The sequence below is a fragment of the Rouxiella silvae genome (assembly GCF_002093625.1).
Lineage (GTDB): Bacteria > Pseudomonadota > Gammaproteobacteria > Enterobacterales > Enterobacteriaceae > Rouxiella > Rouxiella silvae.
The window spans coordinates 1-26,541 of sequence record NZ_MRWD01000037.1 but is presented as its reverse complement, the minus strand read 5'-3'; the positions used below and the strand labels follow the sequence as shown (position 1 = coordinate 26,541).

General features: G+C 46.9%; 27 protein-coding genes. 12 read left to right on the top strand and 15 right to left on the bottom strand.

Features of this window, described 5'->3' with window-relative positions:
* The first annotated feature begins 90 nt into the window (after positions 1 to 90).
* The 3 genes from topA to acnA all read left to right on the top strand — a co-directional run bounded on the left by topA (position 91) and on the right by acnA (position 6,939).
* Positions 91 to 2,688 (top strand): type I DNA topoisomerase, encoded by a 2,598-nt coding sequence (gene topA / locus BS639_RS15390; protein ID WP_055770543.1) that lies wholly within the window; start codon positions 91 to 93, stop codon positions 2,686 to 2,688.
* 329 nt (positions 2,689 to 3,017) lie between these two features.
* Positions 3,018 to 3,992 (top strand): HTH-type transcriptional regulator CysB, encoded by a 975-nt coding sequence (gene cysB, locus BS639_RS15385; RefSeq protein WP_055770546.1) that lies wholly within the window; start codon positions 3,018 to 3,020, stop codon positions 3,990 to 3,992.
* A gap of 271 nt (positions 3,993 to 4,263) precedes the next feature.
* Positions 4,264 to 6,939, top strand: a complete 2,676-nt coding sequence (acnA, locus tag BS639_RS15380) for an aconitate hydratase AcnA (RefSeq protein ID WP_084983539.1) — start codon at positions 4,264 to 4,266, stop codon at positions 6,937 to 6,939.
* Positions 6,940 to 7,025: 86 nt separating this feature from the next.
* Here acnA and ribA read toward each other — a convergent pair whose 3' ends face one another.
* The gene (gene ribA / locus BS639_RS15375) at positions 7,026 to 7,616 is read right to left on the bottom strand and encodes a GTP cyclohydrolase II (RefSeq protein WP_055770552.1); all 591 of its coding nucleotides are present in this window, start codon (positions 7,614 to 7,616) and stop codon (positions 7,026 to 7,028) included.
* Positions 7,617 to 7,824: 208 nt separating this feature from the next.
* Here ribA and pgpB point away from each other — a divergent pair, with 208 nt between their 5' ends.
* From pgpB to lapB, 3 genes are all read left to right on the top strand, one after another.
* On the top strand, positions 7,825 to 8,586 hold the full coding sequence (gene pgpB / locus BS639_RS15370; protein WP_084983538.1) for a phosphatidylglycerophosphatase B: 762 nt from the start codon (positions 7,825 to 7,827) through the stop codon (positions 8,584 to 8,586).
* A gap of 258 nt (positions 8,587 to 8,844) precedes the next feature.
* Entirely contained in the window at positions 8,845 to 9,153 is a 309-nt protein-coding gene (locus BS639_RS15365; RefSeq protein ID WP_084983537.1) for a LapA family protein, read from the top strand.
* A gap of 6 nt (positions 9,154 to 9,159) precedes the next feature.
* A complete protein-coding gene (gene lapB / locus BS639_RS15360; RefSeq protein WP_055770561.1) occupies positions 9,160 to 10,329 on the top strand; it encodes a lipopolysaccharide assembly protein LapB in 1,170 nt (389 codons plus the stop codon).
* 17 nt (positions 10,330 to 10,346) lie between these two features.
* On the opposite strand, the gene BS639_RS15355 is transcribed toward lapB, so the two are convergent.
* Positions 10,347 to 10,652 (bottom strand): hypothetical protein, encoded by a 306-nt coding sequence (locus tag BS639_RS15355; RefSeq protein ID WP_055770570.1) that lies wholly within the window; start codon positions 10,650 to 10,652, stop codon positions 10,347 to 10,349.
* Positions 10,653 to 10,863: 211 nt separating this feature from the next.
* On the opposite strand from BS639_RS15355, the gene pyrF reads away from it, so the two are divergent.
* Positions 10,864 to 11,592 (top strand): orotidine-5'-phosphate decarboxylase, encoded by a 729-nt coding sequence (pyrF, locus tag BS639_RS15350; RefSeq protein WP_084983536.1) that lies wholly within the window; start codon positions 10,864 to 10,866, stop codon positions 11,590 to 11,592.
* A gap of 13 nt (positions 11,593 to 11,605) precedes the next feature.
* Positions 11,606 to 11,935, top strand: a complete 330-nt coding sequence (yciH, locus tag BS639_RS15345) for a stress response translation initiation inhibitor YciH (protein WP_055770576.1) — start codon at positions 11,606 to 11,608, stop codon at positions 11,933 to 11,935.
* A gap of 245 nt (positions 11,936 to 12,180) precedes the next feature.
* On the opposite strand, the gene osmB is transcribed toward yciH, so the two are convergent.
* Complete coding sequence (osmB, locus tag BS639_RS15340; RefSeq protein ID WP_055770580.1) at positions 12,181 to 12,402, bottom strand: osmotically-inducible lipoprotein OsmB; 222 nt, start codon at positions 12,400 to 12,402, stop codon at positions 12,181 to 12,183.
* Between the two features lie 346 nt (positions 12,403 to 12,748).
* Between osmB and araD the strand changes: the two genes are divergently transcribed.
* Both araD and kdgT read left to right on the top strand, forming a co-directional pair.
* Positions 12,749 to 13,444 carry an L-ribulose-5-phosphate 4-epimerase gene (gene araD / locus BS639_RS15335; protein WP_084983535.1) on the top strand — a complete coding sequence of 232 codons (696 nt, stop codon included), beginning with the start codon at positions 12,749 to 12,751 and terminating at the stop codon, positions 13,442 to 13,444.
* 265 nt (positions 13,445 to 13,709) lie between these two features.
* The gene (gene kdgT, locus BS639_RS15330) at positions 13,710 to 14,708 is read left to right on the top strand and encodes a 2-keto-3-deoxygluconate transporter (RefSeq protein WP_084983534.1); all 999 of its coding nucleotides are present in this window, start codon (positions 13,710 to 13,712) and stop codon (positions 14,706 to 14,708) included.
* A gap of 10 nt (positions 14,709 to 14,718) precedes the next feature.
* Here the strand turns inward: kdgT and BS639_RS15325 are convergent, their stop codons facing one another.
* From BS639_RS15325 to spy, 4 genes are all read right to left on the bottom strand, one after another.
* On the bottom strand, positions 14,719 to 15,303 hold the full coding sequence (locus BS639_RS15325; RefSeq protein ID WP_084983557.1) for a GNAT family N-acetyltransferase: 585 nt from the start codon (positions 15,301 to 15,303) through the stop codon (positions 14,719 to 14,721).
* Positions 15,304 to 15,433: 130 nt separating this feature from the next.
* On the bottom strand, positions 15,434 to 15,739 hold the full coding sequence (locus tag BS639_RS15320) for a YbdD/YjiX family protein (RefSeq protein ID WP_084983533.1): 306 nt from the start codon (positions 15,737 to 15,739) through the stop codon (positions 15,434 to 15,436).
* The gene (locus BS639_RS15315) at positions 15,732 to 17,801 is read right to left on the bottom strand and encodes a carbon starvation CstA family protein (RefSeq protein WP_084983532.1); all 2,070 of its coding nucleotides are present in this window, start codon (positions 17,799 to 17,801) and stop codon (positions 15,732 to 15,734) included. The genes BS639_RS15320 and BS639_RS15315 overlap by 8 nt, the downstream gene beginning before the upstream one ends.
* Before the next feature lie 320 nt (positions 17,802 to 18,121).
* Positions 18,122 to 18,622 carry an ATP-independent periplasmic protein-refolding chaperone Spy gene (gene spy / locus BS639_RS15310; RefSeq protein ID WP_084983531.1) on the bottom strand — a complete coding sequence of 167 codons (501 nt, stop codon included), beginning with the start codon at positions 18,620 to 18,622 and terminating at the stop codon, positions 18,122 to 18,124.
* A 331-nt stretch (positions 18,623 to 18,953) separates the two neighbouring features.
* On the opposite strand from spy, the gene BS639_RS15305 reads away from it, so the two are divergent.
* Together BS639_RS15305 and BS639_RS15300 are read left to right on the top strand one after the other, a co-directional pair.
* Entirely contained in the window at positions 18,954 to 20,387 is a 1,434-nt protein-coding gene (locus BS639_RS15305) for an aminotransferase-like domain-containing protein (protein WP_084983530.1), read from the top strand.
* A 91-nt stretch (positions 20,388 to 20,478) separates the two neighbouring features.
* Positions 20,479 to 22,086, top strand: a complete 1,608-nt coding sequence (locus BS639_RS15300; protein ID WP_084983529.1) for a hypothetical protein — start codon at positions 20,479 to 20,481, stop codon at positions 22,084 to 22,086.
* A gap of 98 nt (positions 22,087 to 22,184) precedes the next feature.
* On the opposite strand, the gene BS639_RS24725 is transcribed toward BS639_RS15300, so the two are convergent.
* The 8 genes from BS639_RS24725 to BS639_RS15265 are packed head-to-tail and all read right to left on the bottom strand — an operon-like array spanning position 22,185 to position 26,318.
* Entirely contained in the window at positions 22,185 to 22,718 is a 534-nt protein-coding gene (locus BS639_RS24725; protein WP_139804118.1) for a hypothetical protein, read from the bottom strand.
* Positions 22,712 to 22,927: a hypothetical protein gene (locus tag BS639_RS15295; protein WP_084983528.1), complete on the bottom strand. Its 216-nt coding sequence runs from the start codon at positions 22,925 to 22,927 to the stop codon at positions 22,712 to 22,714. The genes BS639_RS24725 and BS639_RS15295 overlap by 7 nt, the downstream gene beginning before the upstream one ends.
* A 25-nt stretch (positions 22,928 to 22,952) precedes the next feature.
* Positions 22,953 to 23,624 carry a hypothetical protein gene (locus BS639_RS15290; protein WP_139804117.1) on the bottom strand — a complete coding sequence of 224 codons (672 nt, stop codon included), beginning with the start codon at positions 23,622 to 23,624 and terminating at the stop codon, positions 22,953 to 22,955.
* Positions 23,599 to 24,159, bottom strand: coding sequence for a type III secretion apparatus protein OrgA/MxiK (locus BS639_RS15285; protein WP_158086936.1), 561 nt, complete (start codon positions 24,157 to 24,159; stop codon positions 23,599 to 23,601). Before BS639_RS15285 ends, BS639_RS15290 begins: the two co-directional genes overlap by 26 nt.
* Positions 24,152 to 24,874, bottom strand: a complete 723-nt coding sequence (locus BS639_RS15280) for an EscJ/YscJ/HrcJ family type III secretion inner membrane ring protein (RefSeq protein WP_084983525.1) — start codon at positions 24,872 to 24,874, stop codon at positions 24,152 to 24,154. The genes BS639_RS15285 and BS639_RS15280 overlap by 8 nt, the downstream gene beginning before the upstream one ends.
* Positions 24,871 to 25,170, bottom strand: coding sequence for a type III secretion system inner rod subunit SctI (gene sctI / locus BS639_RS15275; RefSeq protein WP_084983524.1), 300 nt, complete (start codon positions 25,168 to 25,170; stop codon positions 24,871 to 24,873). The genes BS639_RS15280 and sctI overlap by 4 nt, the downstream gene beginning before the upstream one ends.
* Positions 25,171 to 25,197: 27 nt before the next feature.
* A complete protein-coding gene (sctF, locus tag BS639_RS15270; protein WP_084983523.1) occupies positions 25,198 to 25,458 on the bottom strand; it encodes a type III secretion system needle filament subunit SctF in 261 nt (86 codons plus the stop codon).
* Positions 25,459 to 25,469: 11 nt separating this feature from the next.
* Positions 25,470 to 26,318 (bottom strand): PrgH/EprH family type III secretion apparatus protein, encoded by an 849-nt coding sequence (locus BS639_RS15265; protein WP_158086935.1) that lies wholly within the window; start codon positions 26,316 to 26,318, stop codon positions 25,470 to 25,472.
* Positions 26,319 to 26,541 lie beyond the last annotated feature (223 nt).

Sequence of the window (26,541 nt, the reverse complement as noted above, 5' to 3'; positions counted from 1 at the left end):
CCGCAATATAAAAAAAGACATTAAATGTGCCGCGGCATAAACAAGACAAAATCTTCTTTCCGAGAAGAATAATTTAGGTAAAAGGTAATTATGGGCAAAGCTCTCGTAATAGTTGAGTCCCCGGCAAAAGCCAAAACGATTAATAAATATTTAGGAAATGACTACGTGGTTAAGTCCAGCGTCGGTCATATCCGCGATTTGCCAACCAGCGGTTCTGCGACTAAAAAAAGCGCTGACTCAACCGAAGAAAAGACAAAGAAAAAAGTAAAAAAGGATGAGAAAACGGCCCTTGTTAATCGCATGGGTGTTGACCCCTACCACGGCTGGGAAGCGCAGTACGAAATACTGCCCGGCAAAGAAAAAGTGGTGGCCGAGCTAAAAGCGCTCGCGGAAAAAGCAGACCACATCTATCTCGCAACCGACCTTGACCGCGAAGGGGAAGCCATTGCCTGGCACCTGCGGGAAGTGATTGGCGGTGACGATAAGCGTTTTAGTCGCGTTGTTTTCAACGAGATTACCAAAAACGCCATTCAGCAGGCGTTTGAAAAACCGGGCGAACTGAATATTGATCGCGTCAATGCTCAGCAGGCACGCCGCTTCATGGACCGCGTGGTGGGCTATATGGTCTCCCCGCTGTTGTGGAAAAAAATTGCCCGTGGGCTTTCGGCAGGACGCGTTCAATCCGTTGCCGTGCGTCTGGTGGTTGAGCGCGAGAAAGAGATCAAGGCTTTCGTTCCCGAAGAATATTGGGAGCTGCACGCCGACCTCCAGTCTAAAGAGAGTATTGCGCTGCAAATGGAGGTGACTCATCACCTCGAAAAAGCCTTCAAACCGGTTAACCGTGAACAGACTCACGCTGCCGTTGCTTTGCTTGAAAAAGCGCGTTACGACGTAGTCGATCGTGAAGACAAACCGACAAGCAGCAAGCCGGGTGCACCTTTTATTACTTCTACGCTGCAGCAGGCGGCCAGTACGCGTCTGAGCTTTGGCGTGAAAAAGACCATGATGATGGCCCAGCGTCTGTATGAGGCCGGTCACATTACCTACATGCGTACTGACTCAACCAATCTGAGCAAAGACGCTGTAGAAATGGTGCGTGGCTATATCAACGACAACTTCGGTGCCAAATATCTGCCGAAAGCGCCGAATTTGTACAGCAACAAAGAAAACTCGCAGGAAGCGCACGAAGCCATTCGTCCCTCTGACGTGAGCGTGGTGTCTGAGCAACTCAAAGATATGGAAGCCGATGCCCAGAGGCTGTATCAGCTTATCTGGCGTCAGTTTGTTGCCTGTCAGATGATGCCAGCGCAGTACGATTCAACCACGCTGACAGTCAAGGCCGGTGATTATTCACTGCGTGCCAAAGGCCGTACTCTGCGTTTTGACGGTTGGACTCACGTGATGCCAGCTTTGCGTAAAGGCGACGAAGACCGCACGCTGCCGCCTATTGAAGTGGGGAGTACGCTTGAGCTGCAACAGCTGTTGCCTACTCAGCATTTCACCAAGCCGCCTGCGCGCTTTAGCGAAGCGTCTCTGGTTAAAGAACTTGAAAAGCGTGGCATTGGCCGACCTTCCACCTATGCGTCGATCATTTCTACTATTCAGGACAGAGGCTACGTTCATGTTGAGAACCGCCGCTTTTATGCCGAGAAGATGGGCGAGATCGTCACCGATCGTCTGGAAGATAACTTCCGCGAGCTGATGAACTACGATTTCACCGCACGCATGGAAGACGGGCTGGACCAGGTTGCTAACAATCAGGCCGAATGGAAAGGCGTTCTGGACGACTTCTTCGCTCAGTTCAGCAAACAGCTTGAAACCGCCGAGAAAGATCCGGAAGAGGGCGGAATGCGTCCTAACCAGATGGTGATGACCAGCATTGATTGTCCGACCTGCGGCCGTGAGATGGGTATTCGCACCGCGACTACCGGCGTTTTCCTCGGCTGTTCGGGCTATGCTTTACCCCCGAAAGAGCGCTGCAAAACTACCATTAACCTGGTGCCGGAATCGGAAGTTCTCAACATCCTCGAGGGGGATGATGCCGAAACTAATGCGCTGCGTGCCCGTCGTCGCTGTACCAAGTGCGGCACAGCCATGGACAGCTACCTGATCGATACCCATCGTAAACTGCACGTCTGTGGTAACAACCCAGAATGTGATGGTTACGAAATCGAAGAGGGTGAGTTCCGCATCAAAGGTTATGACGGTCCAATCGTTGAGTGTGACAAGTGTGGTTCTGAAATGCACCTGAAGTTGGGGCGTTTTGGTAAATACATGGGTTGTACCAATGAGACCTGTAAAAACACGCGCAAGATTTTGCGCAACGGCGATGTTGCACCACCAAAGGAAGATCCCGTTCCGCTGCCTGAGCTGTCTTGCGAGAAGTCTGATGCCTATTTCGTGCTGCGTGATGGGGCGGCTGGCGTGTTCCTTGCGGCGAATACTTTCCCTAAATCACGCGAAACCCGCGCACCGTTAGTGGAAGAGTTGTTGCGATTCAAAGACCGCTTGCCTGAAAAACTGAGCTATCTGGCCGATGCGCCAGTCGCTGATCCAGAAGGCAACAAGTCTATGGTGCGTTTCAGTCGTAAGACCAAGCAGCAATACGTTTCCTCCGAGAAAGACGGTAAAGCCACTGGCTGGTCAGCGTTCTACGTTGACGGCAAGTGGGTTGAAGGCAAAAAATAAGCTTTTGCCGCCTGAGGTTAAAATAAACTTAAAAACCAGCCGCCATGGCTGGTTTTTTTATGGTAATAAGGTCAATCACCGTTAGACTTTATTGCCGGGATCATGTTCACCGCGCGGTGTTATGAAGTCTTAAGCTTTTTCTAGACTTGCAGCGGATAAAATTGATTGAACAATGATACAGTTGTTATATAAACTATTCTTTTTATGCATTATTAGAATTAACCGGCTCCAATAATACCGGCCCATACAATAAAGAGATCCCCGTTCCTTTCTGCCAGCAACGAGAGTGAAGAAAGTAGCCAGGGCTTAAAACTAGGATGGTATAAGATATGAAATTGCAGCAACTGCGTTACATCGTAGAAGTTGTTAATCACAATCTGAACGTCTCTTCGACGGCAGAAGGCCTCTACACCTCACAGCCAGGCATCAGCAAACAAGTACGCATGCTTGAGGATGAACTTGGGATCCAGATTTTTGCCCGCAGCGGTAAACATCTCACACAGGTTACACCTGCGGGACAGGAAATTATCCGTATCGCCCGTGAGGTGCTGTCTAAAGTTGATGCGATTAAAGCCGTAGCCGGTGAACACACTTATCCAGATAAAGGCTCGTTGTATGTGGCAACGACACACACACAGGCGCGTTATGCCCTTCCTAACGTCATCAAGGGCTTTATTGAACGCTACCCGCGTGTATCTCTGCACATGCATCAGGGCTCGCCAACGCAAATTGCTGAAGCCGTCTCTAAAGGCAATGCGGACTTTGCCATCGCCACCGAGGCGCTGCACCTCTACGATGACCTCATTATGCTGCCTTGTTACCATTGGAACCGTGCGGTTGTGGTTCAGCCAGATCATCCATTAGCAGGTAAAGACAAGGTGACCATCGAGGAGCTTGCGTCGTATCCGATAGTGACGTATACCTTCGGTTTTACCGGGCGTTCAGAGCTGGATACCGCGTTTAACCGCGCAGGTCTTACGCCACGTATCGTATTTACCGCAACCGACGCTGACGTCATTAAAACCTATGTACGACTGGGTCTTGGCGTTGGTGTGATTGCCAGTATGGCAGTTGATCCCGTGCAGGATCCTGACCTTGTCACTGTCGATGCCAGCGATATTTTCACCCATAGCACCACCAAAATCGGCTTCCGTCGCAGCACCTTCCTGCGCAGCTACATGTACGATTTTATTCAGCGATTCGCGCCGCATCTCACGCGTGATGTGGTGGACAGCGCTATTGCGCTGCGTTCAAACGAAGACATTGAAGCGCTGTTCAAAGACGTTAAACTGCCACACAAATAACCTCTGCCGTTCATCGCTTTATCCGAAGGCAGCACTGATGCGGCCTTCGGCTTGAGTAAGATTGTTCTCAATTTCAAATTCAATCCCCTTTATAAACCTTCCGGCAAAGCAGCTTTCCACTCCTTAAGTTAACACTTTGTGTTGTTATTAAAATGTTAATTATAATCTGTGTTATCTTTATAAGAACACCTACCGTCTGGCGGGTCTTTCTCGTCAGTTAAACTTGAATGTTTAAGTAACATACTAAAAAAGTGCGTTAAAAGGAGAAGCTATGTCGTCCGATCTTCGCAAGAATAGTCAGGATAAGCTGGCAAACCTCGATAAGGAATATCACTTTTACAGCTTGCCGAAAGCCGCTGCCACCCTTGGCAATATCGACCGGCTGCCAAAATCCATGAAGGTATTGCTTGAAAATTTGTTGCGTAACATCGATGGCGATACCGTTACTGAAGACGATCTTCAGGCCATCGTTGACTGGCAAAAAACCGGCCATGCCGATAAAGAAATAGCCTATCGTCCTGCCCGCGTGCTCATGCAGGACTTCACTGGCGTACCTGCCGTGGTTGACCTTGCCGCCATGCGCCAGGCCGTTGAGCGGCTTGGCGGCAACGTGAATCAGGTGAATCCTCTAACGCCGGTTGACCTGGTTATTGACCACTCGGTTACTGTCGACGAGTTTGGCGATCGTGCGGCGTTTGGTGAAAACGTCAAGCTCGAAATGGAGCGCAACCATGAGCGTTACATTTTCCTCCGCTGGGGGCAGAAAGCTTTTAACCGTTTCCGCGTTGTGCCACCTGGTACAGGTATTTGCCATCAGGTGAACCTAGAATATCTCGGCCAGACCGTGTGGCACGAGCAGCAGGACGGTAGAGAAGTGGCTTATCCGGATACGCTGGTAGGCACCGACTCCCATACCACCATGATTAACGGCCTCGGCGTGTTAGGTTGGGGCTGCGGCGGTATCGAAGCAGAAGCTGCCATGCTCGGACAGCCGGTATCGATGCTTATTCCTGACGTCGTGGGTTTCAAGCTGACCGGTAAGCTCGGTGAGGGCATCACTGCCACCGACCTGGTATTGACTGTCACCCAAATGCTGCGCAAACACGGCGTTGTGGGTAAATTTGTTGAATTTTATGGCGATGGTCTGGCGGATTTACCGCTAGCGGACCGCGCAACTATAGCCAACATGTCCCCAGAGTTTGGCGCCACCTGTGGATTCTTCCCAGTGGATGAAGTAACGCTCAGCTATATGAAACTCAGTGGGCGCAGCGACGAGCAGATTGCACTTGTTATGGCCTACAGCAAAGCGCAGGGGCTGTGGCGCGAGAAAGGCGATGAGCCTATTTTTACCAGTACCCTCGAGTTAGATATGGCATTGGTCGAGTCGAGCCTTGCCGGACCCAAACGTCCGCAGGACCGCGTGGCGCTTCCCAACGTGCCGCAGGCCTTCAAGGCTGCCACCGAGCTTGAGCTGGGTAACAATTCAGCGACCCATAGCGACAGCGTAGATTTCAATTATAAAAATCAGGCACTGCAACTTAAGACGGGTGCTGTGGTGATTGCCGCGATTACTTCGTGTACTAACACCTCGAACCCGAGTGTGCTGATGGCGGCAGGGCTGCTGGCTAAAAATGCCGCCGCCAAGGGGTTGAAAAGCAAGCCTTGGGTTAAAACGTCGCTGGCACCGGGTTCCAAAGTGGTGACCGAATATCTCAATGCTGCCGGGCTGATGCCCGAGCTTGAGAAATTAGGTTTCAACTTGGTGGGCTACGGCTGTACCACCTGTATTGGTAACTCCGGCCCGCTTCCTGAGCCGATTGAAACGGCGATTAAGCAGGGCGACTTAACGGTGGGTGCCGTGTTGTCGGGCAACCGCAACTTTGAAGGACGTATTCACCCGTTAATCAAAACCAACTGGCTGGCCTCTCCGCCGCTGGTGGTAGCTTATGCGTTGGCGGGCAATATGGCGGTTGATCTCACTCACGACCCGTTAGGTGAAGACCAGGCGGGCAACCCTGTGTATCTGCGTGACATCTGGCCGACGTCCAACGAAATTGCCAAAGCGGTTGAGCAGGTTAAAACTGAGATGTTCCACAAGGAATATGCTGAGGTGTTTAACGGCGATAAAGACTGGCAGAACATCAAAGTTGAAGGCACACCGACCTATGCTTGGCAGGAGGATTCGACTTACATTCGTCATCCACCGTTCTTTAGCGACATGAAGGCCGAACCCGATCCGATTCAAGACATCAAAGATGCACGCATTCTGGCGATTCTGGCTGACTCAGTGACCACTGACCATATTTCACCGGCGGGGAATATCAAGAAAGAGAGTCCAGCGGGGCGTTACCTTGGTGAGCACGGCGTGCAGCCCAACGACTTTAACTCCTACGGTTCACGACGCGGTAATCACGAGGTGATGATGCGCGGGACTTTTGCCAACATTCGTATTCGTAATGAAATGGTGCCTGGTGTTGAAGGCGGCGTAACCCGGCATATTCCTTCCGGTGACCAATTGGCTATATACGATGCTGCAATGCGCTATCAGCAGAGCAATGTGCCATTAGCCGTGATTGCCGGTAAAGAGTATGGTTCGGGTTCAAGCCGTGACTGGGCAGCGAAAGGCCCGAGGCTGCTCGGCGTTCGCGTGGTTATTGCCGAATCCTTTGAGCGTATTCACCGTTCCAACCTGATTGGTATGGGGATTTTGCCGCTGGAGTTCCCGGTGGGTGTGACGCGCAAGACGCTGAATTTGCAGGGTGATGAAACCATTAGCGTGAGTGGTATGCAAACGCTGAAGCCGGGTCAGGACGTGCCGGTGCACATTACCTACGCAGATGGCAGAAAAGAAGTCATTAACGCGCGAAGCCGAATTGATACCGGCAATGAGCTGACCTACTTTGAAAACGGCGGCATTCTGCACTACGTGATCCGTAAAATGCTTTAACACGGCAGGTTCCAGCTGTCGGAGGTATAAAAAAAGCACCGAAATTTCGGTGCTTTTTCTTTGGCTTTCGTCTGATTAAGTAAAAATCACTTATCCAGCAGATGGCCCATTTTTGCCGCTTTGGTCGCCAAATAGTGCTCGTTTTTCGGATTACGGCCAACGATGAGCGGCACACGTTCAACGATATTGATCCCCGCTTCGGTCAAAATTTCGACCTTTTTAGGGTTGTTGGTCAACAGGCGAACAGCCTCAACGCCCAATAGTTTGAACATATCGGCACACAGGGTAAAGTCACGTTCGTCGGCAGCGAACCCTAACTGATGGTTGGCTTCAACCGTGTCATAACCTTTATCCTGTAACGCATAGGCGCGGATCTTGTTCAGCAGGCCAATGTTGCGGCCCTCTTGACGGTGATACATCAAAATACCACGGCCCTCTTCGGCGATGCTGTTCAATGCCGCTTCGAGTTGAAAACCACAGTCGCAGCGCAGGCTGAACAGCGCATCACCCGTCAGACATTCTGAATGAACGCGTGCAAGCACCGGCGTTTCACCAGTAATGTCACCGAAAACCAGCGCCAGATGATCGTGTCCGGTTGCCAATTCTTCAAAACCCACCATCAGAAAATCTCCCCATGGCGTTGGCAGTTTGGCTTCTGCCACCCGTTTCAGCTGCATGTTACTCTCCAAAACCTGCAAATATTCTTAATTCTTGTGGCGCATCCTACGTAGAGATAGTCAGGTTGACCAGTAAAAATAAGCCGACTCCTGAACATAACCATACTCACAAGTATATCATTCCCGGCTGGACTGCGTTGCAGGCCGCTGCGTAGAATGCGCATTATACATTTCATTTTCATGAATCTTTAGATATTAGGGTCATACAATGCTTCAAATCGCTATAAGGACGTGCAGTGCAGCTTTGTTCCTGTTACTGATGCCCGCGCTGGTGTGGTTAAGCGGATGGGCCTGGACCCCAGGCATGAGTGACCTTATCTTACGCCCATTTTATGCCATAACCGAGACGGTTAGTGCTCCGTGGGGCCTGCTGACCAATATTGTGCTGTGCCTCTGGTTTCTATGGTGTCTACGCTATCGTATTAAACCTGCCATTGTTTTGGTGGTGCTGTTAAGCGCAGCGGTACTGACAGGTCAAGGGGTAAAAAGCTACGTTAAACGCCAAGTGCAAGAGCCGAGGCCTTACGTGCAATGGCTTGGTAAAACGCAGTCAATGGACGTTACGGCATTTTATGAACAAAAAAAGAAAGCCCGCAGTCTACAGGTTAAAAATGAAGTGCAGGGCAACGCACAAATACCCGATTGGCTGGGAAAAAGCTGGCAGGCCGATACCGGATTCTCTTTCCCGTCTGGGCACACTATGTTTGCCGCCAGTTGGGCTCTGCTAGGCGTAGGACTTCTGTGGCCACGTCGGCACTATAAAACCGCGGCTGCGTTGCTGGTTTGGGCATCGCTGGTTATGGGCAGTCGTCTGCTGCTCGGCATGCACTGGCCGAGGGATCTTATGGCCTCGGTGGGCATCAGTTGGGTGCTAGTGACGCTGGCCTGCTGGCTGGCACAAAGGCTGTGCGGACCTTTTGCACCGCCGCCTGAGGAGCAAGAAGAGATCCAAAGTCGTGAGCCTGAATAATGCTACGGGCTTTAATTCTGCTTCCCTGTCCCCATATAACCACTATGGCTTTACATCATTGGGCCGATTAAGGACTGATTTAGGTCGGGTAAAGATCTTTTACCTGACTCGAGCTTTCTGACTGTACGAACTTTATTCAATCTCGGCATAATCCGGTCTCAAAATTTCCCAGCTGCGGTGGGAAATGCTAACTTATTAGGTCAGGACGTCAGTTTTTGGCATAATTTATCCGGACTCTCCGGCATTACAGGAATGAATGTGAAATATTTGCTGATTTTTTTGTTCGTGCTGGTCATCGTCGTGATCTCAATCACTCTGGGTGCCCATAACGATCAAGTAGTGACCTTTAATTATTTACTGGCACAGGGCGATTACCGCATATCGACTTTGTTGGCGGTGCTTTTTGCAACCGGTTTTGTGTTGGGTTGGATTATCTGCGGTCTGTTTTATTTGCGGGTGCGTCTTTCGCTCAGCCGTGCGCAGCGAAAAATCAAGCGTCTGGAGCAGCAAATTGCTCCGGCAACGACCGAACCTGCGGTGCAGCAGTATCCGGTCACTAAGGAATAATCTTCTATGTTAGAACTGCTGTTTCTGTTATTGCCCGTCGCCGCCGCTTACGGCTGGTATATGGGGCGCAGAAGTTCACAACAGGATAAACAGCAAAGCGCCAACCGTTTATCGCGTGAATATGTGGCAGGGGTAAACTTTTTACTCTCCAATCAACAAGATAAAGCGGTAGACCTGTTCCTTGATATGTTGAAAGAGGACAGTAACACCGTTGAGGCGCACCTGACTCTGGGTAACCTTTTCCGCTCCCGTGGCGAAGTTGACCGTGCCATTCGTATTCACCAATCGCTGATGGAAAGCGCATCGCTGACCTTCGAGCAGCGCCTGTTGGCTGTTCAGCAACTGGGTCGAGACTACATGGCAGCCGGTTTTTATGACCGCGCAGAAGAAATGTTTAACCAGTTGGTCAAAGAAGAAGACTTCAAACTGTTTGCGTTGCAGCAGCTTCTGGTTATTCATCAGGCAACCAGCGACTGGCAGAGTGCGATTGATGTTGCCGAGAAACTGGTTAAGCAGGGTAAAGAGAATAAACGTCAGGAAATTGCGCACTTTTACTGCGAGCTTGCCTTGCAGGCGATGGCCGGTGATGATTTAGACAAAGCCAGCGGGTTGCTTAAAAAAGCAGCGTCAGCTGACAAGCTCTGTGCGCGCGTGTCGATTATGCAGGGTCGTATTCTGCTGGCCCAGAGCGAATATGCAAAAGCCGCCGATGCACTCAAGCGGGTCCTTGAGCAGGACAAAGAGGTGGTGAGCGAGACACTGCCAATGCTGCAGGAATGCTATCAACATCTGGATAATCGACTGGAGTGGGCGGAGTTTCTAAAACGCTGCGTCGATGAAAACACCGGTGCCACCGCAGAGTTAATGCTGGCCGAGATTTTGCAGCAGGAAGAGGGGCGCGAGGTCGCACAGCTTTACATCAACCGCCAGCTCCAGCGGCATCCCACTATGCGCGTATTTCACCACCTGATGGATTATCACTTGGCGGATGCTGAAGATGGTCGTGCTAAAGAGAGCCTGGTGCTGCTGCGAGACATGGTGGGCGAGCAAATCCGTACCAAACCACGCTATCGGTGCCACAAGTGTGGGTTTACTGCGCATTCGCTGTATTGGCATTGCCCGTCATGCCGCGCCTGGGCAACGGTAAAACCGATTCGCGGTCTTGACGGACAATAATAGAGGGAGAGAGTCGGTTATTTTTTTTTGTTAGGCGCTTTACTGAGCAGTTGACGCAATTTTTTGAGCTCTTTTTGGGTGAGTGCCGGTTCGGTATGTTCACCCAAATGCTGGTTATCTACTTCAATCTCTGGCTCCTCTGCTTTTACGACTTTTTTCCCTTTTTTATCATCTACTGGTTTTTCATCGTGAGTGGCAAAGCTTTTTTCTAGACGGGCCCAGACCTCTGCGCTTAAAGAATGTTGTGCATCAGCGGCGGCATTTTTGATAAGCTCCTTGAGCTCTGCCGGGATTTTAATGGTTAACGTCGTTATCTCACTCATATTTAAGCTTTCCTGATAATAAAACATCAAACTAAGTCAGCTAAATGCTGCTGTCTACCCATTCATAAAAAATTCATAAAAATGTAACGATTCCGTCACTAAATCGTCGTCAAACGATCGGCTGGGCTTTATGACGGATGCCATGTAGAATGCGTGCGTCAGAATTTTGTCCTGATGTCCTTTCCTATAAAAAATGCAAAAGGTGGAAGAAATGAAGTCTGAAAATAACCCTCATAACAACGACTTGAAATCATCACCTATTGTAGTCGCGCTGGATTACGCAAATAAGTCAGCGGCATTGGATTTTGTTGACCGTATCGACCCGCGCGATTGCCGTCTGAAAATCGGAAAAGAGATGTTTACATTGTTTGGTCCAGAACTGGTAAGAGACCTGCAAACTCGAGATTTTGATGTATTCCTGGATCTTAAATTCCACGATATTCCTAACACCGTAGCCCACGCGGTTACCGCCGCCGCCGACTTGGGTGTGTGGATGGTCAACGTTCACGCCAGCGGGGGCGCGCGTATGATGACGGCGGCTAAAAACGCGCTGAGTTCTTTTGGCAAAGACGCGCCTTTACTGATTGCCGTAACCGTACTGACTAGCATGGAAGCCAGCGATTTGGCTGACCTAGGCATCAGCCTTAGCCCTGCGGATTATGCACTGCGTCTGGCAACGCTGACACGCGACTGCGGCCTGGACGGCGTTGTCTGCTCCGCTCAGGAAGCCGTGAGTTTCAAAAATAGCCTGGGTCAGGCGTTTAAATTGGTGACACCCGGCATTCGCCCAGCGGGAAGCGCCGCCGATGACCAACGCCGCGTCATGACGCCGCAGGATGCGCAGGCAGCAGGTGTGGATTACATGGTGATTGGCCGACCGATTACTCAGTCCGCCGACCCCGCGCAAACGCTGCGAGATATTCGCGCATCTTTGGCCTAAAGGGGACGATTTCATGAAAAATGATGATAATAGCCGCCTGGTTTACTCCACCGACTCCGGCAGAATTGACGAGCCAAAAGCCAAGATTGAACGGCCAAAGGGCGACGGAATTGTGCGTATTCAGCGCCAGACTAGCGGTAGAAAGGGCAAGGGCGTCTGTCTTGTTTCGGGTATTGACGCTGACGACGCTGAGTTAGACAAGTTGGCCGCCGAACTTAAAAAGAAGTGTGGCTGCGGTGGCGCAGTTAAAGACGGCGTGATTGAAATCCAGGGTGATAAACGGGATTTGTTAAAACTGTTGCTTGAAGCGAAAGGGATGAAAGTAAAATTAGCGGGAGGTTAACAACTCGCGCGCAGCATTTTCAAAACAGCGATATCACTCTGGTAAAGTAACCGTTCAGCAAAGTAACAATCTGCCGCATAAGTTAACAAGCAGCAGATTGTTATAAAATAAAATTCAATTATGCGTTCCCATTTATTTTAAAAATGGGAACGGCGGGCTTAGAGATTTAATGGGTGAAAGATTAAATTTCAGATAAGCGCTTAGAATTAATTTGCTTTAAGTTACTGTGTTATTTAATTGTTTTCTTATTTATTTACCTGATGGCCAACAATACCACCGACTGCAGCACCACCGAGGGTACCCAGCGCACTGCCGTTGGTAAGAACTGCACCACCAAGAGCACCTACACCCGCACCAATAGCGGTATTACGGCCGCGGTGAGACATGTTGCCACACGCACTCACGGACATCACAATTACAAGCACTAATCCAACACTGGCAATACGTTTATTTAATTGCATTGTCATTCTCCTCAGAAAGGATCTCACTAAATTTCATTGTTAAGTATAGTTAATAACTGGCTTCTCCGCGGGATTAACATAAATTACTGTGAACTGTCTTCCACGAACAGGTAAATAGTCTTAATTCACTGTAACGCTCTTAAGTAACAGCACAAAAGGCTACTTTGATTTTTATTTAAAATAGATGGCCAATACTTTCTTTCCACTGTGCAATCGCCTCGATTCTGTTATGCCCACCACCTGACAGTTTTGCGATTGCAGCAGGAGTTCGCTTACTCTTTAGCTATTTTCACCATACCCACCAACGCCGAGTGCTCCGAAAATAGGCAAAGCGCCCATTAAGGACATTCCGATGCTTAAACAATTGAAAGAACAAGTACTCGAAGCCAATCTGGCTCTGCCCCTTCATAAGCTGGTGACATTTACCTGGGGCAACGTCAGCGCGCTCGACAGGCAGCAAGGACTGATGGTTATCAAACCGTCCGGCGTGGACTATGAGCAAATGCGTGTAGACGATATGGTTGTGGTCGAGATTGAGACTGGCCGTGTGGTCGAAGGCAGTAAAAAACCGTCTTCAGATACGGATACCCACCGGGCACTTTATCTGCATTTCGCACAAATTGGCGGCATAGTTCACACCCATTCCCGACACGCCACCATCTGGGCACAGGCAGGGTTGGATATACCCGCCTGGGGAACCACGCATGCCGACTATTTCTACGGTGCCATTCCTTGCACGCGTAAAATGACCGAGCAGGAAATTGCTGGCCGTTACGAATGGCAGACCGGTGAAGTGATTATTGAAACCTTTAACGATCGTGGGCTTTCGGCTCAAGACGTTCCGGCGGTGCTGGTGCATTCTCACGGGCCGTTTTCCTGGGGAAAAGATGCAGATACCGCAGTTCACAATGCTGTTGTACTTGAAGAAGTGGCGTATATGGGCATTTTTTCGCAGCAGCTAACGCCACAGCTTGGCAAAATGCAGCAGTCGCTGTTGGATAAACATTATTTACGTAAGCACGGTAAAACGGCATATTACGGACAATAACTCCTGAATCAGGGCCATTTAAGACGTCTGTTTGCATTATCTCAACGCCGCATCTCTCAAGATGCGGTTTTTTTTGCCCGCCTCACAAAAAAGAAACTACAGACCTTTAAAAAAGAAACAGTGTTTCATTTTTGTATGTTTGATCACTTTTATTAAATCAATAAGGCTTTAATTTAGCGCCCAGCAGCGAGTTTATTTTCGCTTTTCAGCCGATCCCTCGGCTCGTTCGCCTCAATTGATGCTCTACTGACTAGGTGGGTATAACATGCATATCAAACGTGCAATCGAAAAAGTCCCCGGTGGGATGATGCTGGTTCCGCTGTTTATCGGCGCGCTCTGTCATACTTTTGCCCCTGATTCCGGCAAATATTTAGGTTCCTTCAGCAATGGCCTGATTACCGGCACGGTGCCTATTTTGGCAGTGTGGTTTTTTTGCATGGGAGCATCCATTAAACTCAGTGCGACCGGCACGGTTTTGCGTAAATCTGGCACGCTGGTGGTGACAAAAATTGCCGTTGCCTGGTTGGTTGCCGCACTGGCTTCGCGATTTATTCCTGAACACGGCGTCGAAATCGGCTTTTTTGCCGGTCTGTCTACGCTAGCGCTGGTGGCTTCAATGGACATGACTAACGGCGGATTATATGCCTCAATCATGCAGCAATACGGCTCGAAGGAAGAAGCTGGGGCATTTGTACTGATGTCGCTGGAGTCCGGGCCGCTAATGACCATGGTTATTCTTGGGACTGCGGGTATTGCCTCATTTGAGCCTCACGTGTTTGTCGGTGCAGTGTTGCCATTCCTGGTCGGTTTTGCACTGGGCAATATTGACCCCGAACTGCGAGAATTCTTTGGTAAGGCAGTACAAACGTTGATTCCATTCTTTGCCTTTGCTTTGGGTAATACCATCAACCTGACCGTTATAGCACAAACCGGCCTGTTAGGCGTGCTGCTGGGGCTTTCGGTTATCGTTATTACCGGTATTCCACTGATGCTTGCCGACAAATTTATTGGTGGAGGTGATGGAACTGCGGGAATTGCCGCCTCTAGCTCGGCGGGAGCCGCGGTGGCAACACCCGTGCTGATTGCAGAAATGGTGCCTCAGTTTAAGGCCGTTGCTCCAGCCGCCACGGCGCTGGTTGCCACTTCGGTCATCGTGACGTCGGTCCTGGTACCTATCCTGACTGCGATGTGGTCGCGGCGAATTAAAAATCGGGCGGTTAAGGGCAAGGTTAATCTCGAAGACCAAATGGCCAGAATTAAATAATTGTCATTACTCAGGGCTGCTCTATTCGCAGCCCTGAAAGCATCGGATTAATAACCCGCGTCATTTTTTTGTGCTTAACGCCGTCAAGCGTAAGAGTCCCGACCGTTTCAAAACCATAACCCTCATACATCCTCTCTAGGTGGGGTTTGGCGTCATCGACCAGTAGGGAAAGCTTGTTCAGCTGATATTTTTTTGCCAAAAAATCTGCTGCATCAATCAAATGGCGCGATAGCTTCTGCCCGCGAAACGCAGGATAAATAGCTAAAGAGTCGATATAGAGTTCATCATCTTCCGCTTCTCTGACATCATCAAGCGGCCTCGTTGACTGAGTCATAAAGGTCGACTCTAGGAAGCCGGGAAAGGCCAAGATGCAACCCGCCAGATTGCCATCAACGAAGCATACTTGAGTGAAAAGATAGCTAAAATAAACGTCATCACGAGCAAAGTCTTGCCGATAGATCTGTTTGGCGTGCTGCAAATCTGATTGCCCAGTCAAATACAACAACGCATTCTCGTCTGCGAAACTAATCAGGTCGATAACGTCCACTGCATCGGCGGGCGTAGCGGGGCGAACCGTGGCTAAGTTAACGTTCATTGGAATCATCATCTGGCTGTACGGACTGAGGGATGTGGCGATAGTACGCCTGTAAACAAATACAGGCGTATGGGGGATCAATAAATCACAACTTTCTCAGAAATCATATGCAGCTGAGTTGCTGAGTTTATTAACAAGGACACTTTCCAAGCTTGCCTGCTTCGCTGGGGAAGCGGGCGTTAAGACAATAACGGTGAAACTCCTTTTCGCTCATCGGTGTCTGCTCAGGATGATGTAGGTGCATATGGCGCACATAGTTTGGATAATCCTGCACGCCCACCATCAGTCGAAAGCTTTGTGCAACGCCTTTGCCGATGAACTTTATCCACTGACGCAGATTAACAGGGCGAGGCGGGTGAAATTCCAGCGGATGACAGCGAATAATTGTCATCGAGCTTCGCACCGTAACGCGATAGGGCAAATTATGACTAGACATGACGAGCCTCCCGTTGAGTGGCCAGCGGGCTCGTTTCGTGCACCGTTGGAGTCGGAGATTTTAGTGCTCTGCGAATGACAAAGAAAGCTGAAATCAGCATAGTGACGGCAACCAGCATGAAGAAACCGCACAGTGCCGCATTGATCTGATTGTTAATTACAATGGTATGCATGTCTGCCAGTGTTTTAGCCGGTTTGATAATCATACCGTTGTTAATACCGGCAGAAAATTTATTGGCCTGAGCCAAGAATCCAATTGACGGATTTTCATGGAACATTTTCTGCCAACCGGCGGTCATTGAGGTAATAAACAACCACACTGTCGGCAAAATAGTCACCCACGCGTAACGCTGTTTCTTCATTTTAAACAGTACAACGGTTCCGAGGATAAGTGCCATGGAAGCCAGCATCTGGTTTCCGATACCAAACAGCGGCCACAGGGTATTAATACCGCCAAGAGGGTCGACAACGCCTTGATAAACGAAGAATCCCCAGCCCGCAACGGCCACGCTGGTGCCGGCAAAAGTACCTATCCAGGAGCGGTTATTTGCCAGTGAAGGGATGGCCACGCCGACCAAGTCCTGCACCATAAAACGGCAGGCGCGCGTACCAGCATCAACCGCAGTCAGAATAAACAGGGCTTCAAACAAAATGGCAAAGTGATACCAGAACGCCATCATTGCGCGGCTGTTAAATACGTCGCTGATAATATGCGCCATACCTACGGCGAATGTTGGGGCTCCGCCTGCACGAGAGAGAATGGATTGTTCGCCAACGTCTCTGGCAATGACAGTGAGCATTTCAGGTGTTACCACGAATCCCCAGCTGTTAATTACTTGTGAGGCTGTTTCAACCGTGGTGCCAATTAAGGCCGCCGGTGAGTTCATGGCAAAATAGACGCCGGGATCGATTACCGAGGCACATATAAGCGCCATAATCGCCACGAATGATTCCATCAACATCGCGCCGTAGCCAATAAAGCGGATGTGACTCTCTTTCTCTATAAGTTTCGGTGTGGTGCCGCTGGCGACCAGAGCGTGGAAGCCCGAAATAGAGCCACAGGCAATGGTAATAAACAGAAACGGGAACAGGCCACCAGAGAACACGGGACCGCTACCGTCGATAAACTTGGTCACGGCAGGCATTTTCATCTCAGGCATGGCAAAAATAATCCCAACTGCCAATCCCAAAATAACGCCAATTTTTAAGAAGGTGGAGAGATAATCACGCGGTGCAAGCAGCAACCAGACCGGCAACACGGAGGCAATAAAGCCATAGATAACCAGTACCCAGGTTAACGTCGTGCCGTGCAGCGTAAAGAACGGTCCCCAATACGGGTCCTGCGCCACGTTGCCGCCGTAGATAATTGCCAACATCATCAGCACAAAGCCGATAATTGAGACTTCAGCAATTTTACCAGGGCGAATAAAGCGCATATAAATCCCCATAAACAGCGCAATAGGGATAGTCGCGGCAATGGTGAACAAGCCCCAAGGGCTGTCGGCAAGCGCTTTAACGACGACCAGAGCCAGAGCGGAGAGGATAATAATCATCACGCCGAGCGCGCCTAGCATGGTCACTACACCCGCAAACTGCCCCAACTCTTGCTTGGCCATTTCGCCCAAAGAGCGACCGTCGCGGCGAGTTGAAATAAAGAGGATCAGGAAATCCTGAACCGCACCGGCCAGCATAACACCTACCAGGATCCAGATAGTGCCGGGTAAAAATCCCATCTGTGCCGCCAGAATTGGGCCAACCAGAGGGCCAGCACCCGCGATGGCTGCGAAATGGTGGCCGAACAGCACCCATTTATTGGTGGGAACATAGTCCAATCCGTCATTTTTGCGTAAAGCGGGTGTCACACGTCGGTCATCCAGACCAAAAACTTTTTTTGCAATGAACAGGCTGTAGAAACGATAGGCGATGCTGTAACAGGCAACGGCGGCGATAACCAACCATACCGCATTGACGTGTTCGCCACGGCTAAGTGCCAACATGCCAAAAGCAAAGGCTCCCACTAACGCCACCGCTAGCCAGATAATTCCGGACTTGACGTTCGTCATGATATACAACTCCTCAATGTGCGGCCTTTGTGGTCGCTATTGTTTGTGTAATACGCAAGGCGAGAAATAGACGATCCATTTCTTTCAGAGGTAACTGCTTGCAGTCATTGAAGATTACAGCTTAAAAAACGCCGTTTCACAGCCACTAAGTGAAATTGAAAATCAGAAGTGTGATGCAGCAAACGCTTTACATGAAGCACGTAGGGAAGGGGGGAGTTAACAGCGCTGTCGCGCACAGTTTTGCAAAAAAAAACCGGCCAGAGAGGCCGGTTCATTGATAGATGAAACTTAAGAATTAAAGGTCATAGATGAATTGACTATCAGGCTGCAGGTTTAGCTGCATCCGCTTTGTGCTCACGATGGTGTTCAGCCATTTTCTCGGCACGTTTCTGATAGTTTTCATTAAACTGCTTTTGCTGCTCAGGAGTCAGCAGGTTGTACATCTTGTTCTCAATCTTCGCACGCTCAAGCATACGAGCCGACTGAGCCTGAGAAATCTGGTCAATTTCGCCTTTCACCTTGGCTTCATCAAAGTTGTTCGACGCCACCAATCCGTGCAAGGTATCCATCTGTTTTTTCATTTCGCCGCGATCGTGATGCATACCTGAGTCTTTCCACAGTGCTTTCATTTGGGTGCGCTGTTGTTCTGTCAGGTTCAAACCGGCGAAAGGATTAAATTGACGTGGGCCTTTGTGATGTTCCATTTTGCCCTGAGTCTGTGCTTGTGCGCCGGTCGCAGGAGTCGTTTCTGCAGCAAAGGCAAAAGAAGCAGAGCTAAGAGCCAGAGTTGAAGCCACAATCATTGCGGTAAGTTTGCGCATAATTCAATTCCTCATTGTTCTGTTATAGCCAGATTCTAAACCAGCTAGTGTTGTTGCGTTCATTCAGCGGGACATAACCCTACTGACTTGACGAAATACAGTCTAACGGGTTAATTGAATAGTAGTGCGAGGTACTGTAAAAGACTGCAAGGAGGCATGTCATATTTCGGACGATCGTGGAGAAAGTGTTTAGAATTCGTAAGCCTACGGGCAGCACGGCTGAAATACGATGTGATATCAAGAGGCGCATTACGCAGAATCTCGCTATAAAATGCCTTTATTAACGGCCTGGCGGCACAGTAAAATAAACGATAACAGTAAGCGATAAATCATGACTGTCACGAGATATAAGCAGTTGGCACAGACGCTTCGCCGACAAATAGAGGCGCAAGTCTGGCTGCCCACTGAGAAGCTACCTTCTTTAAGGGAAAGCAGCAGGCAGTCTGGGCTTAGTCTGATGACTGTCTTGCAAGCCTATCAATTACTTGAGAGCCAGGGCGTTATTGTTTCACGGCCCCAGTCCGGCTATTACGTCGCGGCGTGCGAGACGCCTCGAGAAATACCTCAACTCTTGCATGCTGCCGAGAAAATAGACGTTAACGACGCTATTTTTGACATTCTTAAGGCGGGTCAGGATCCAGATATTGTGCCTTTTGGCTCTGCTTTTCCTGACCCTACGCTGTTTCCTCAGCCTGGTTTGGCGCGCGCACTCGCCAGCGCGGTGCGACGTATGTCTCCTCACAGTGCTATTGCCAACCTGCCGCCCGGTAATGAAGAACTGCGCCGAAATATCGCCCAACGTTATGCCCAGCAGGGTATTGACGTTACACCTGACGAAATTGTAATTACTTCAGGGGCAATGGAGTCTCTTGGGTTGAGTCTACAGGTGGTGACTCAACCGGGTGATTGGGTCGCAATTGAATCTCCCGCATTTTATGGGGTTTTACAAGCTATCGAACGTCGTAAATTGAAGGCGGTGGCTATCCCGATGGATACGCAGCACGGCATCGATTTACAGGCATTGAAGCAGGCAATAGCCACTTACCCAATAAAAGCCTGTTGGTTGATGTCAAACTTTCAAAACCCGTTGGGCAGTACGCTGGCGGAAGAAAAGAAACAGCAATTGGTTGAGATTCTGCAAGAAAATGAGGTTGCTCTCATTGAAGACGACGTGTACGCCGAGCTCTATTTTAACGGGGAGCGGCCTGTTCCTTTAAAAATGTCGTCTTATCGACAGCAAATTTTACATTGCTCATCTTTCTCGAAATGTCTGGCACCCGGTTTTCGGGTGGGTTGGGTTGCAGCAGGTGCCTATGCATCGCGTATACAACGACTGCAGTTAATGAGCACGCTTTCGGCTAGCGTTCCAATACAGCTGGCACTGGCCGATTTTTTACACCAGGGCGGTTATGATGCGCACTTAAAACGTTTGCGACGGCAGCTTGAACTTCGTCAAACCGCGATGCGCAATATGATAATAAAAAGTTTTCCTGTAGGCACAACGGTAAGTCAACCTAAAGGGGGATATTTTTTATGGGTAAACTTAGGTGAAAATATCGATGCGACAAAAATATATCAGTTGGCTCTGGGGCAGGGGATCAGTGTCGCTCCCGGCACGATGTTTGCCGTAGATGACCGTTATCGCCACTGTCTTCGCCTAAACACTTCTTTTGAGTGGAACACGCGTGCTGAAAAAGCTCTGCTGACGCTGGCTAGTTTGGTTCATTCGGAAAAATCGAGAAAAAAACAATCTTCAACGCTGTGAATATTCGTTTAACTGCCTTAAAAGAGCGTTTTATAAAATTAAAATAGGCCAGCCTGTGCTATTTAGTTAAATAAAACGATAAGGTAAACTAATGAAAATTGATAACGTAGTATCTAACGGCCAATTGCACTCTATTGAAAACCACCCCCACGAACAAAACCGGTCAAGGAGTGAGGGAGAAAATGAAATTGGTTTAACAATTAACTATCAGGATCCCGACGCACCCCCGGAAAATATCATAGAGAAAATGTCAGAAGGTGAAAAATCTTTGATATCTACACTTCTACGTCCTTTTGATATGTGCATTCACCTATGTAATGACGCAAAACAAATTTTAACCAAAAATTATCAAAGTAGAGTAAATGAGACGCTAGGTGCTTTTGAGAAATCTATTGAAAATGTACAACTGGAATTGAGGGATATTTTGGAGTGTGAAGAGTTTAATAATTTATCTAGATTATATATGATATGCATTGAGTATAAGGAAATGTTGGATAAGGTAAGTTTGCTGTATGAAAAAGAGAAGATTAAAATTGATAACTTACAAACTCAAAACTCAGATTATAACAACAATAAGAAAAAAGACATCACCCCGGAGTATTCAGAAGCTCAGCTTAAACAAATGTCAGATTTTGAAGTATTAGGCAAGAAATTTAATGATAAAAAAAGATTGTATGAATTATCAAGAATTGAAATTAACTCAGCAATATCAAACCTTAATCCGAGTTCGCTAACTAAATCGTTACTTTATATAATGAAAGAGGGAGCACATTTTAGGACCCCATTATTATTAGAGCAACTTGCGTTAACGACCTCAGTGCCGGAAATACCAGGTGCCTACTCCAAAGCTGGCATTCAGATACAAATCGTGCTTCCCTCCAGAGGCGTAATAAAGAAATTATTTAACAGTAAGCCGATTGAAAACATATTTATTCAGCCTTTTGTTCACCTTGAGGCGGGCATAGGCACCAGTATGGATATTACAAAAAATATGGAGTTACCCATAAATATAAAACTCGCTGCGACGGCACTGCGAGTAAACCACTTTGGACTAAATATCCCGGTGAATAGAAGTATCGAGGGATGGCATTGTGAAAAAGCTCACTATGTAATTGAATTGGTCAACAGGCTTGAGACGGCAGTTAATGTTACCGGCGATAAATTGTCAACTCCCTTAGATTTACAGCTAAAGGTGGGCGCAGACACGGTAAGGCAGTTTGTTTTTCCCTGCAATAAATCCGGAACGACGCGTTACATGGTTCAACTTGCTTTACGTGCAGCGGGGGCAATGGCGACAGGTTATTCCGCATTAGCCCTAGGCGCCACGGCCTCAACGGTTAAAGCATGTTGTATTGCGGGAGCAGATGTTACAGGAGTATTTTGTGAAATGATAAAAGTTATTGAGCCAGATTATATTGTGGATATTATAGAACCTTTAACATTAGGGATTGATTTTTCTGTAAACACAAATATAGAAGTCCCTTACCTTGGTACTCTAAACTATCTTTCAATGCAACGTCTAAATTCTGGATTTGTCGTTGAGCATGATATTAAAAAGCATAATCCGGTTGCTACTCAACAAGCGCTGGATACAACGCTCGACTCTAACCCAATGAACGGAATGGAAATGCGGCACCGAAAGTCGTCAGTGGTTAACAAAGGCGCATTCTTTCCATTAAGTGATGTAACAACTGTTTAATGATTAACTCTAACGAATATAAGGTTTGAAGAAGTAAAAATATGAGTGACTGTCTATGAGATACATTAGGCAGTCACGCTTACAACATAAATATATAACTATCCCCTTACGATATTTTGACAATGAAGATAGCCTTTTTTAGCTTTATCCCAATAATCTTGACGAAAACTCTCAGTGTTGGTAGCGGTCGATTTTTGCGGCAAAACGATTCTGGAGCATAATAACTCTCTCTTTGTTAATATATTTAAATTATCGCCTAAAGCTTGCGTAAGTTTTTCTTTTTGGCTTTTATTGAGTGAGCTGAGCGTCTCGGAAAGGAGGGTTTTATGCCTTATTCTGTTCGATTCGCTATCCTCTTTAAGTGAATAATACCAAGTTAATGTGCCGGCTTTGGCATAGAGAAGTACGGCTTGTTGATAATTATTGGCATTCACACACACCAACATAACATGATAAAGATTTTGCGGGTTACTATCAAGGCTGTCAACGCCGCTAATACAATGCGGTGTAGAGTTAATAGAAGTCGCAGGAGAGGGACTTACTGTTGAAGTACAGCCAGAAGAAAAACAAAGCAAAAAAATGACTGCTTTGAAAATCGATTTATTTTTTGAATTAACATTTTCTTTTACCACGAAATTGAGTCCTTTTCTTCATTCATCCTCTCCTCGAACTCAGTTGATATTTGAGTGAAAATAAACTCATTAAATTGTTTGCGCGCTTTTAAAATTTCTTCAGATGTAAATTTGGGGGAAGGAGTATTTTCGATTCTCTCTGTTAAAGATATCGGCCTTGCTGAAGGGGAGTCCCCACTATGTATAGTATTTATGCTGATAGTTAACATTGTTTTTCCTGTGAATAAGTTGATTTTATTTTACTAATCTCACTGCGAGGTCATTCAGGAGTTGTTGGATTGAATTGCTAGACAAACTATTACAATCTTTTTCAAGCTGCTGACAAAAATCAGCCTGTATTCTCTGTTGTTCAACCCACACATCGGGTGAGAACTCGGCGAGATCATTCTTGTATTTAATAACAAAACGATTATCAGTGTGTTGTTCAATCACAACCTTACCATGCCATAGAGAGGCTATGTAAGATGAAAGTTCGCTTTGTTGCTTGAGAGCCATTTTAGGTACCAGCAAAAATAGCGTGGAATGCTCTTCGTCGGGGATTACATCAGCCAACCAATGTTCTAGAAGCAATGGGAATATTTCAGGACTATTCAGCGCATGACGAAGATTTTTTTGCATACTTTCATGAGTTTTAGTATAGAATTTCAAATAAATCGACTGGTTATTACCAATAAAATCTGCAACAGAATTTATCGACAGTATTATTCCAGCTTGATATCCTGCACTTTGGGCTGACTCACGGATGGTTTGCGCCTGAATATTAGCCTCTTTGATTATTTTTGATGCATTGTGTTTCGCCTGCTTCAATATGTTCTCAACTCTTTCCCTCTTTTTTAAATCAGAACCTGGGATTAGTACACCTTCAATAGATTCAATCATATTAGGGCAGATAATGGTTTTTTGCATATTGAATAGCCAGTTTGAAGTCAATAGTAGAGACTTCTGATAGAAAATTAAATGAATTTAGCTGCAGGTGTTTTTCATCGAATAATAATGGAATTCTCTGTATTAATGACTGCGGGATTTGTTTATTGAACCCCATCAATATCTGCAAGCTACCAGCCATAAGTATATCTAGCGTTACAGGCTGACATATACGAATTGGCTGTTCGTTAGCTGATGGGCGAGAACAAAAGTCTTGCACATGTTTTTCCATATCTCGAAACTCCCCTTGGTAAAGTAGGGGAGCACGATACTGTTTACAGGCTAACAAGAAGACAACGTGAGGCAAAATTAGCCAATTCTCTACCATCATTTCAGTGATAGAACCTGCTCTGATTTTAAAGTCATCAACAGACAACTTATAGTGTCGAATCAGCAAAGTATTAAATACACTCTGACAGCCAGCGGAATTCAACATCTTGGGCAGCACAAAGCGTCCAGGATGAATCCATCCGCAAGGGTCGAACAATATTCTCTGTAAAAAAGTTTCCTCAGCCATTTGATCCATCTCTTACTGAAAATCTTTGCCAAAATTTATAGCCAGCAATTGCAGTAAGTAATATAGGTAGAATGGCGAGCCACCAATACAGCCCTGAAGGTGATGACGCTGTTTTTTCGATAGGCGCAATAGGCAATGGCGTAGGTGATCGCGTTAGTACGACAGAAATATTGTCATAATTGAGATTGTTGAAACTATTTTTCAATAATCTTTTTACATCACTTATCATCAAGGTTGAGTCTATATTACGGTCATAGCTTATTAGTGCCGCAACGTGCTCAGGATCTTTTTTTCTTCCATTACTCCCTGAGTCAAAGTGATAGCTAACATGAATCTGTGCTGAAGTTACACCCTCAAGGGCTAGCAGTGACTGCTCCAGGCGTTGCTCAATTGCCGAGTATAACCTGGCCGTTTCGGCCAGGGGAGAGGATATAAGTGAGTCTGAAGGAAACATTTGTGCAATTTCCATCCTGGGTTTTGAAGGAAGATTAAAGATTCGCAAAAGGTCAACTGACGTGCTGAAATCCTTAGGATCAACAGAAATACGATACCCTTCTTTGGCTATATCCTTCTTTTCAGCATCTATTTTATTTCTCTGTAAAAGAGCAATAACCTCGTTAGCCTGCCTCTGTTCAAGGCCTTTCAGCAGTTCCTGCTGCCTGCATCCCATAAGGAGAAAAATGGATAATCCAAGTATAAAATATTGAGCTTTCATGCACGCAGCAACGTCTCGACAGCACTGGTAGCCTTTCTGGTCAGTGCGCTAATCAGTGAGACTTCAATATTATAATCCGCTGTTTGCTGCTGAATAGAAAACAGCTGTTCGGGAGAGCTGGGTGAATTAACACTGCTCAATTGGCCTAATACATGTTGTTTTTGGGCATTGAATTTCTCAGCATTATTTGCATAAACAGAAATCAATTGCTGGTCTAATGTTAATTGAGTATTATCTAAATTATTGATATCACCACGGCGAGCATTAAGGCTGCCTAGCGCTTGTGGTACTAACATAAAAAATCCTTGTTATCAAAGTTCATATTAACGGAAGTTAGAGATAGTTGCTGCTGCAATATCTTTATAAGCTTTTACAGTACTTGATTGCGCATTGCAGAACAGCGTGTAGGCTGATAGTGCTGCCTGGTAATCAGCAAGAAGAACTGGATTTGACGTGTCACTTTTATCGCCAGCTAAAGCCGTAAGCGTTTCTTCAACCTTTGCGCGAAGAGGAACTGCTGCTGTATTAAATCTTTCTGACATACCAATGATAAATTCACCTGTGGGTGTGATCTTATCCGACATTTTACTCTCCATTATTTTAGGTTATTAAATGACCAATGATTAGGGTTAACTTTAACATAACTATTACCGCCATATTTATATGACGTGTTTACTGTAGGATCATCCTTCAAGTTAACGGCAAATTTAACATGTTGCTGTAAATAAAAAATGTTAAGTAACTTTATTTGCTGTAGATCTTCGTCGTTCAAAATTCCAGAAATTATAAATAGCACCTTACTGTTGTCATTTTGCCTTTTATAATTAATTGACATGGCACGTAATCTCATTTCTGCATCATCGGCGCTGAGTAGAGATCCTTCAGTGGAAGGTGTCGTGTTTGCGTATTTTTTATCTATGGGTAAACTACGTTGAAGTTTCATATCGAGTTTGGCCATTTTTAATGCACCATTGCTCTCACCTTTCAAAAAAAATGAAGTAGCAAAAAAAATTATCATTACTACGAAGATAGAGCTTATTACTTTAGGTTTTTTTATAGAATATTTTTTGTTTGTTTTTCGTTCAGTTGCTTTGTTTTTTTTTAGGATATTAAAATCCCAAGCTTCGTCATTATCTTTGACTATAAAGTCCAAGCTTCCGATGGAGATTAAACTGTTGAAAGGCTCATGTTTGATTGAGGTGTCTGGATCTCCCAGTTTTCTAAACGATACGTGAGGGTCACCATTATTGATAATTTCAAAATTAACACCCCCCTGTTCTGCTGGGATAATAAAAGTGTTATTACCTTCGTGTGAGCTAATTTCTAATACGCGAGCGGGTGCTACAACAAACGTTGCTACACCTTCAACCAGCTCGAATTCACAACCACATAATGGACTGCTCATAAGACGTAATGTAAGTTTCTTTTGCGGAAGTGGCTTCAAAGCCCTCTCGTTGATCATTATAAAAGTAATTTCCTAGTGCCGATTAAGCAGATGAAAATAGAATAGTTAGAAAGGAATAGAAGATCATGATTTCATTATGACCAAATATGATCAGTTTTAATTGTGGCAGGTGGTGATAAATCAAAAGGAGTTAGAAATGCTATAAATTTCAACATCATATTTCCATCAAGATAGAAAAAAAACTACTGGCTAGAATATAACT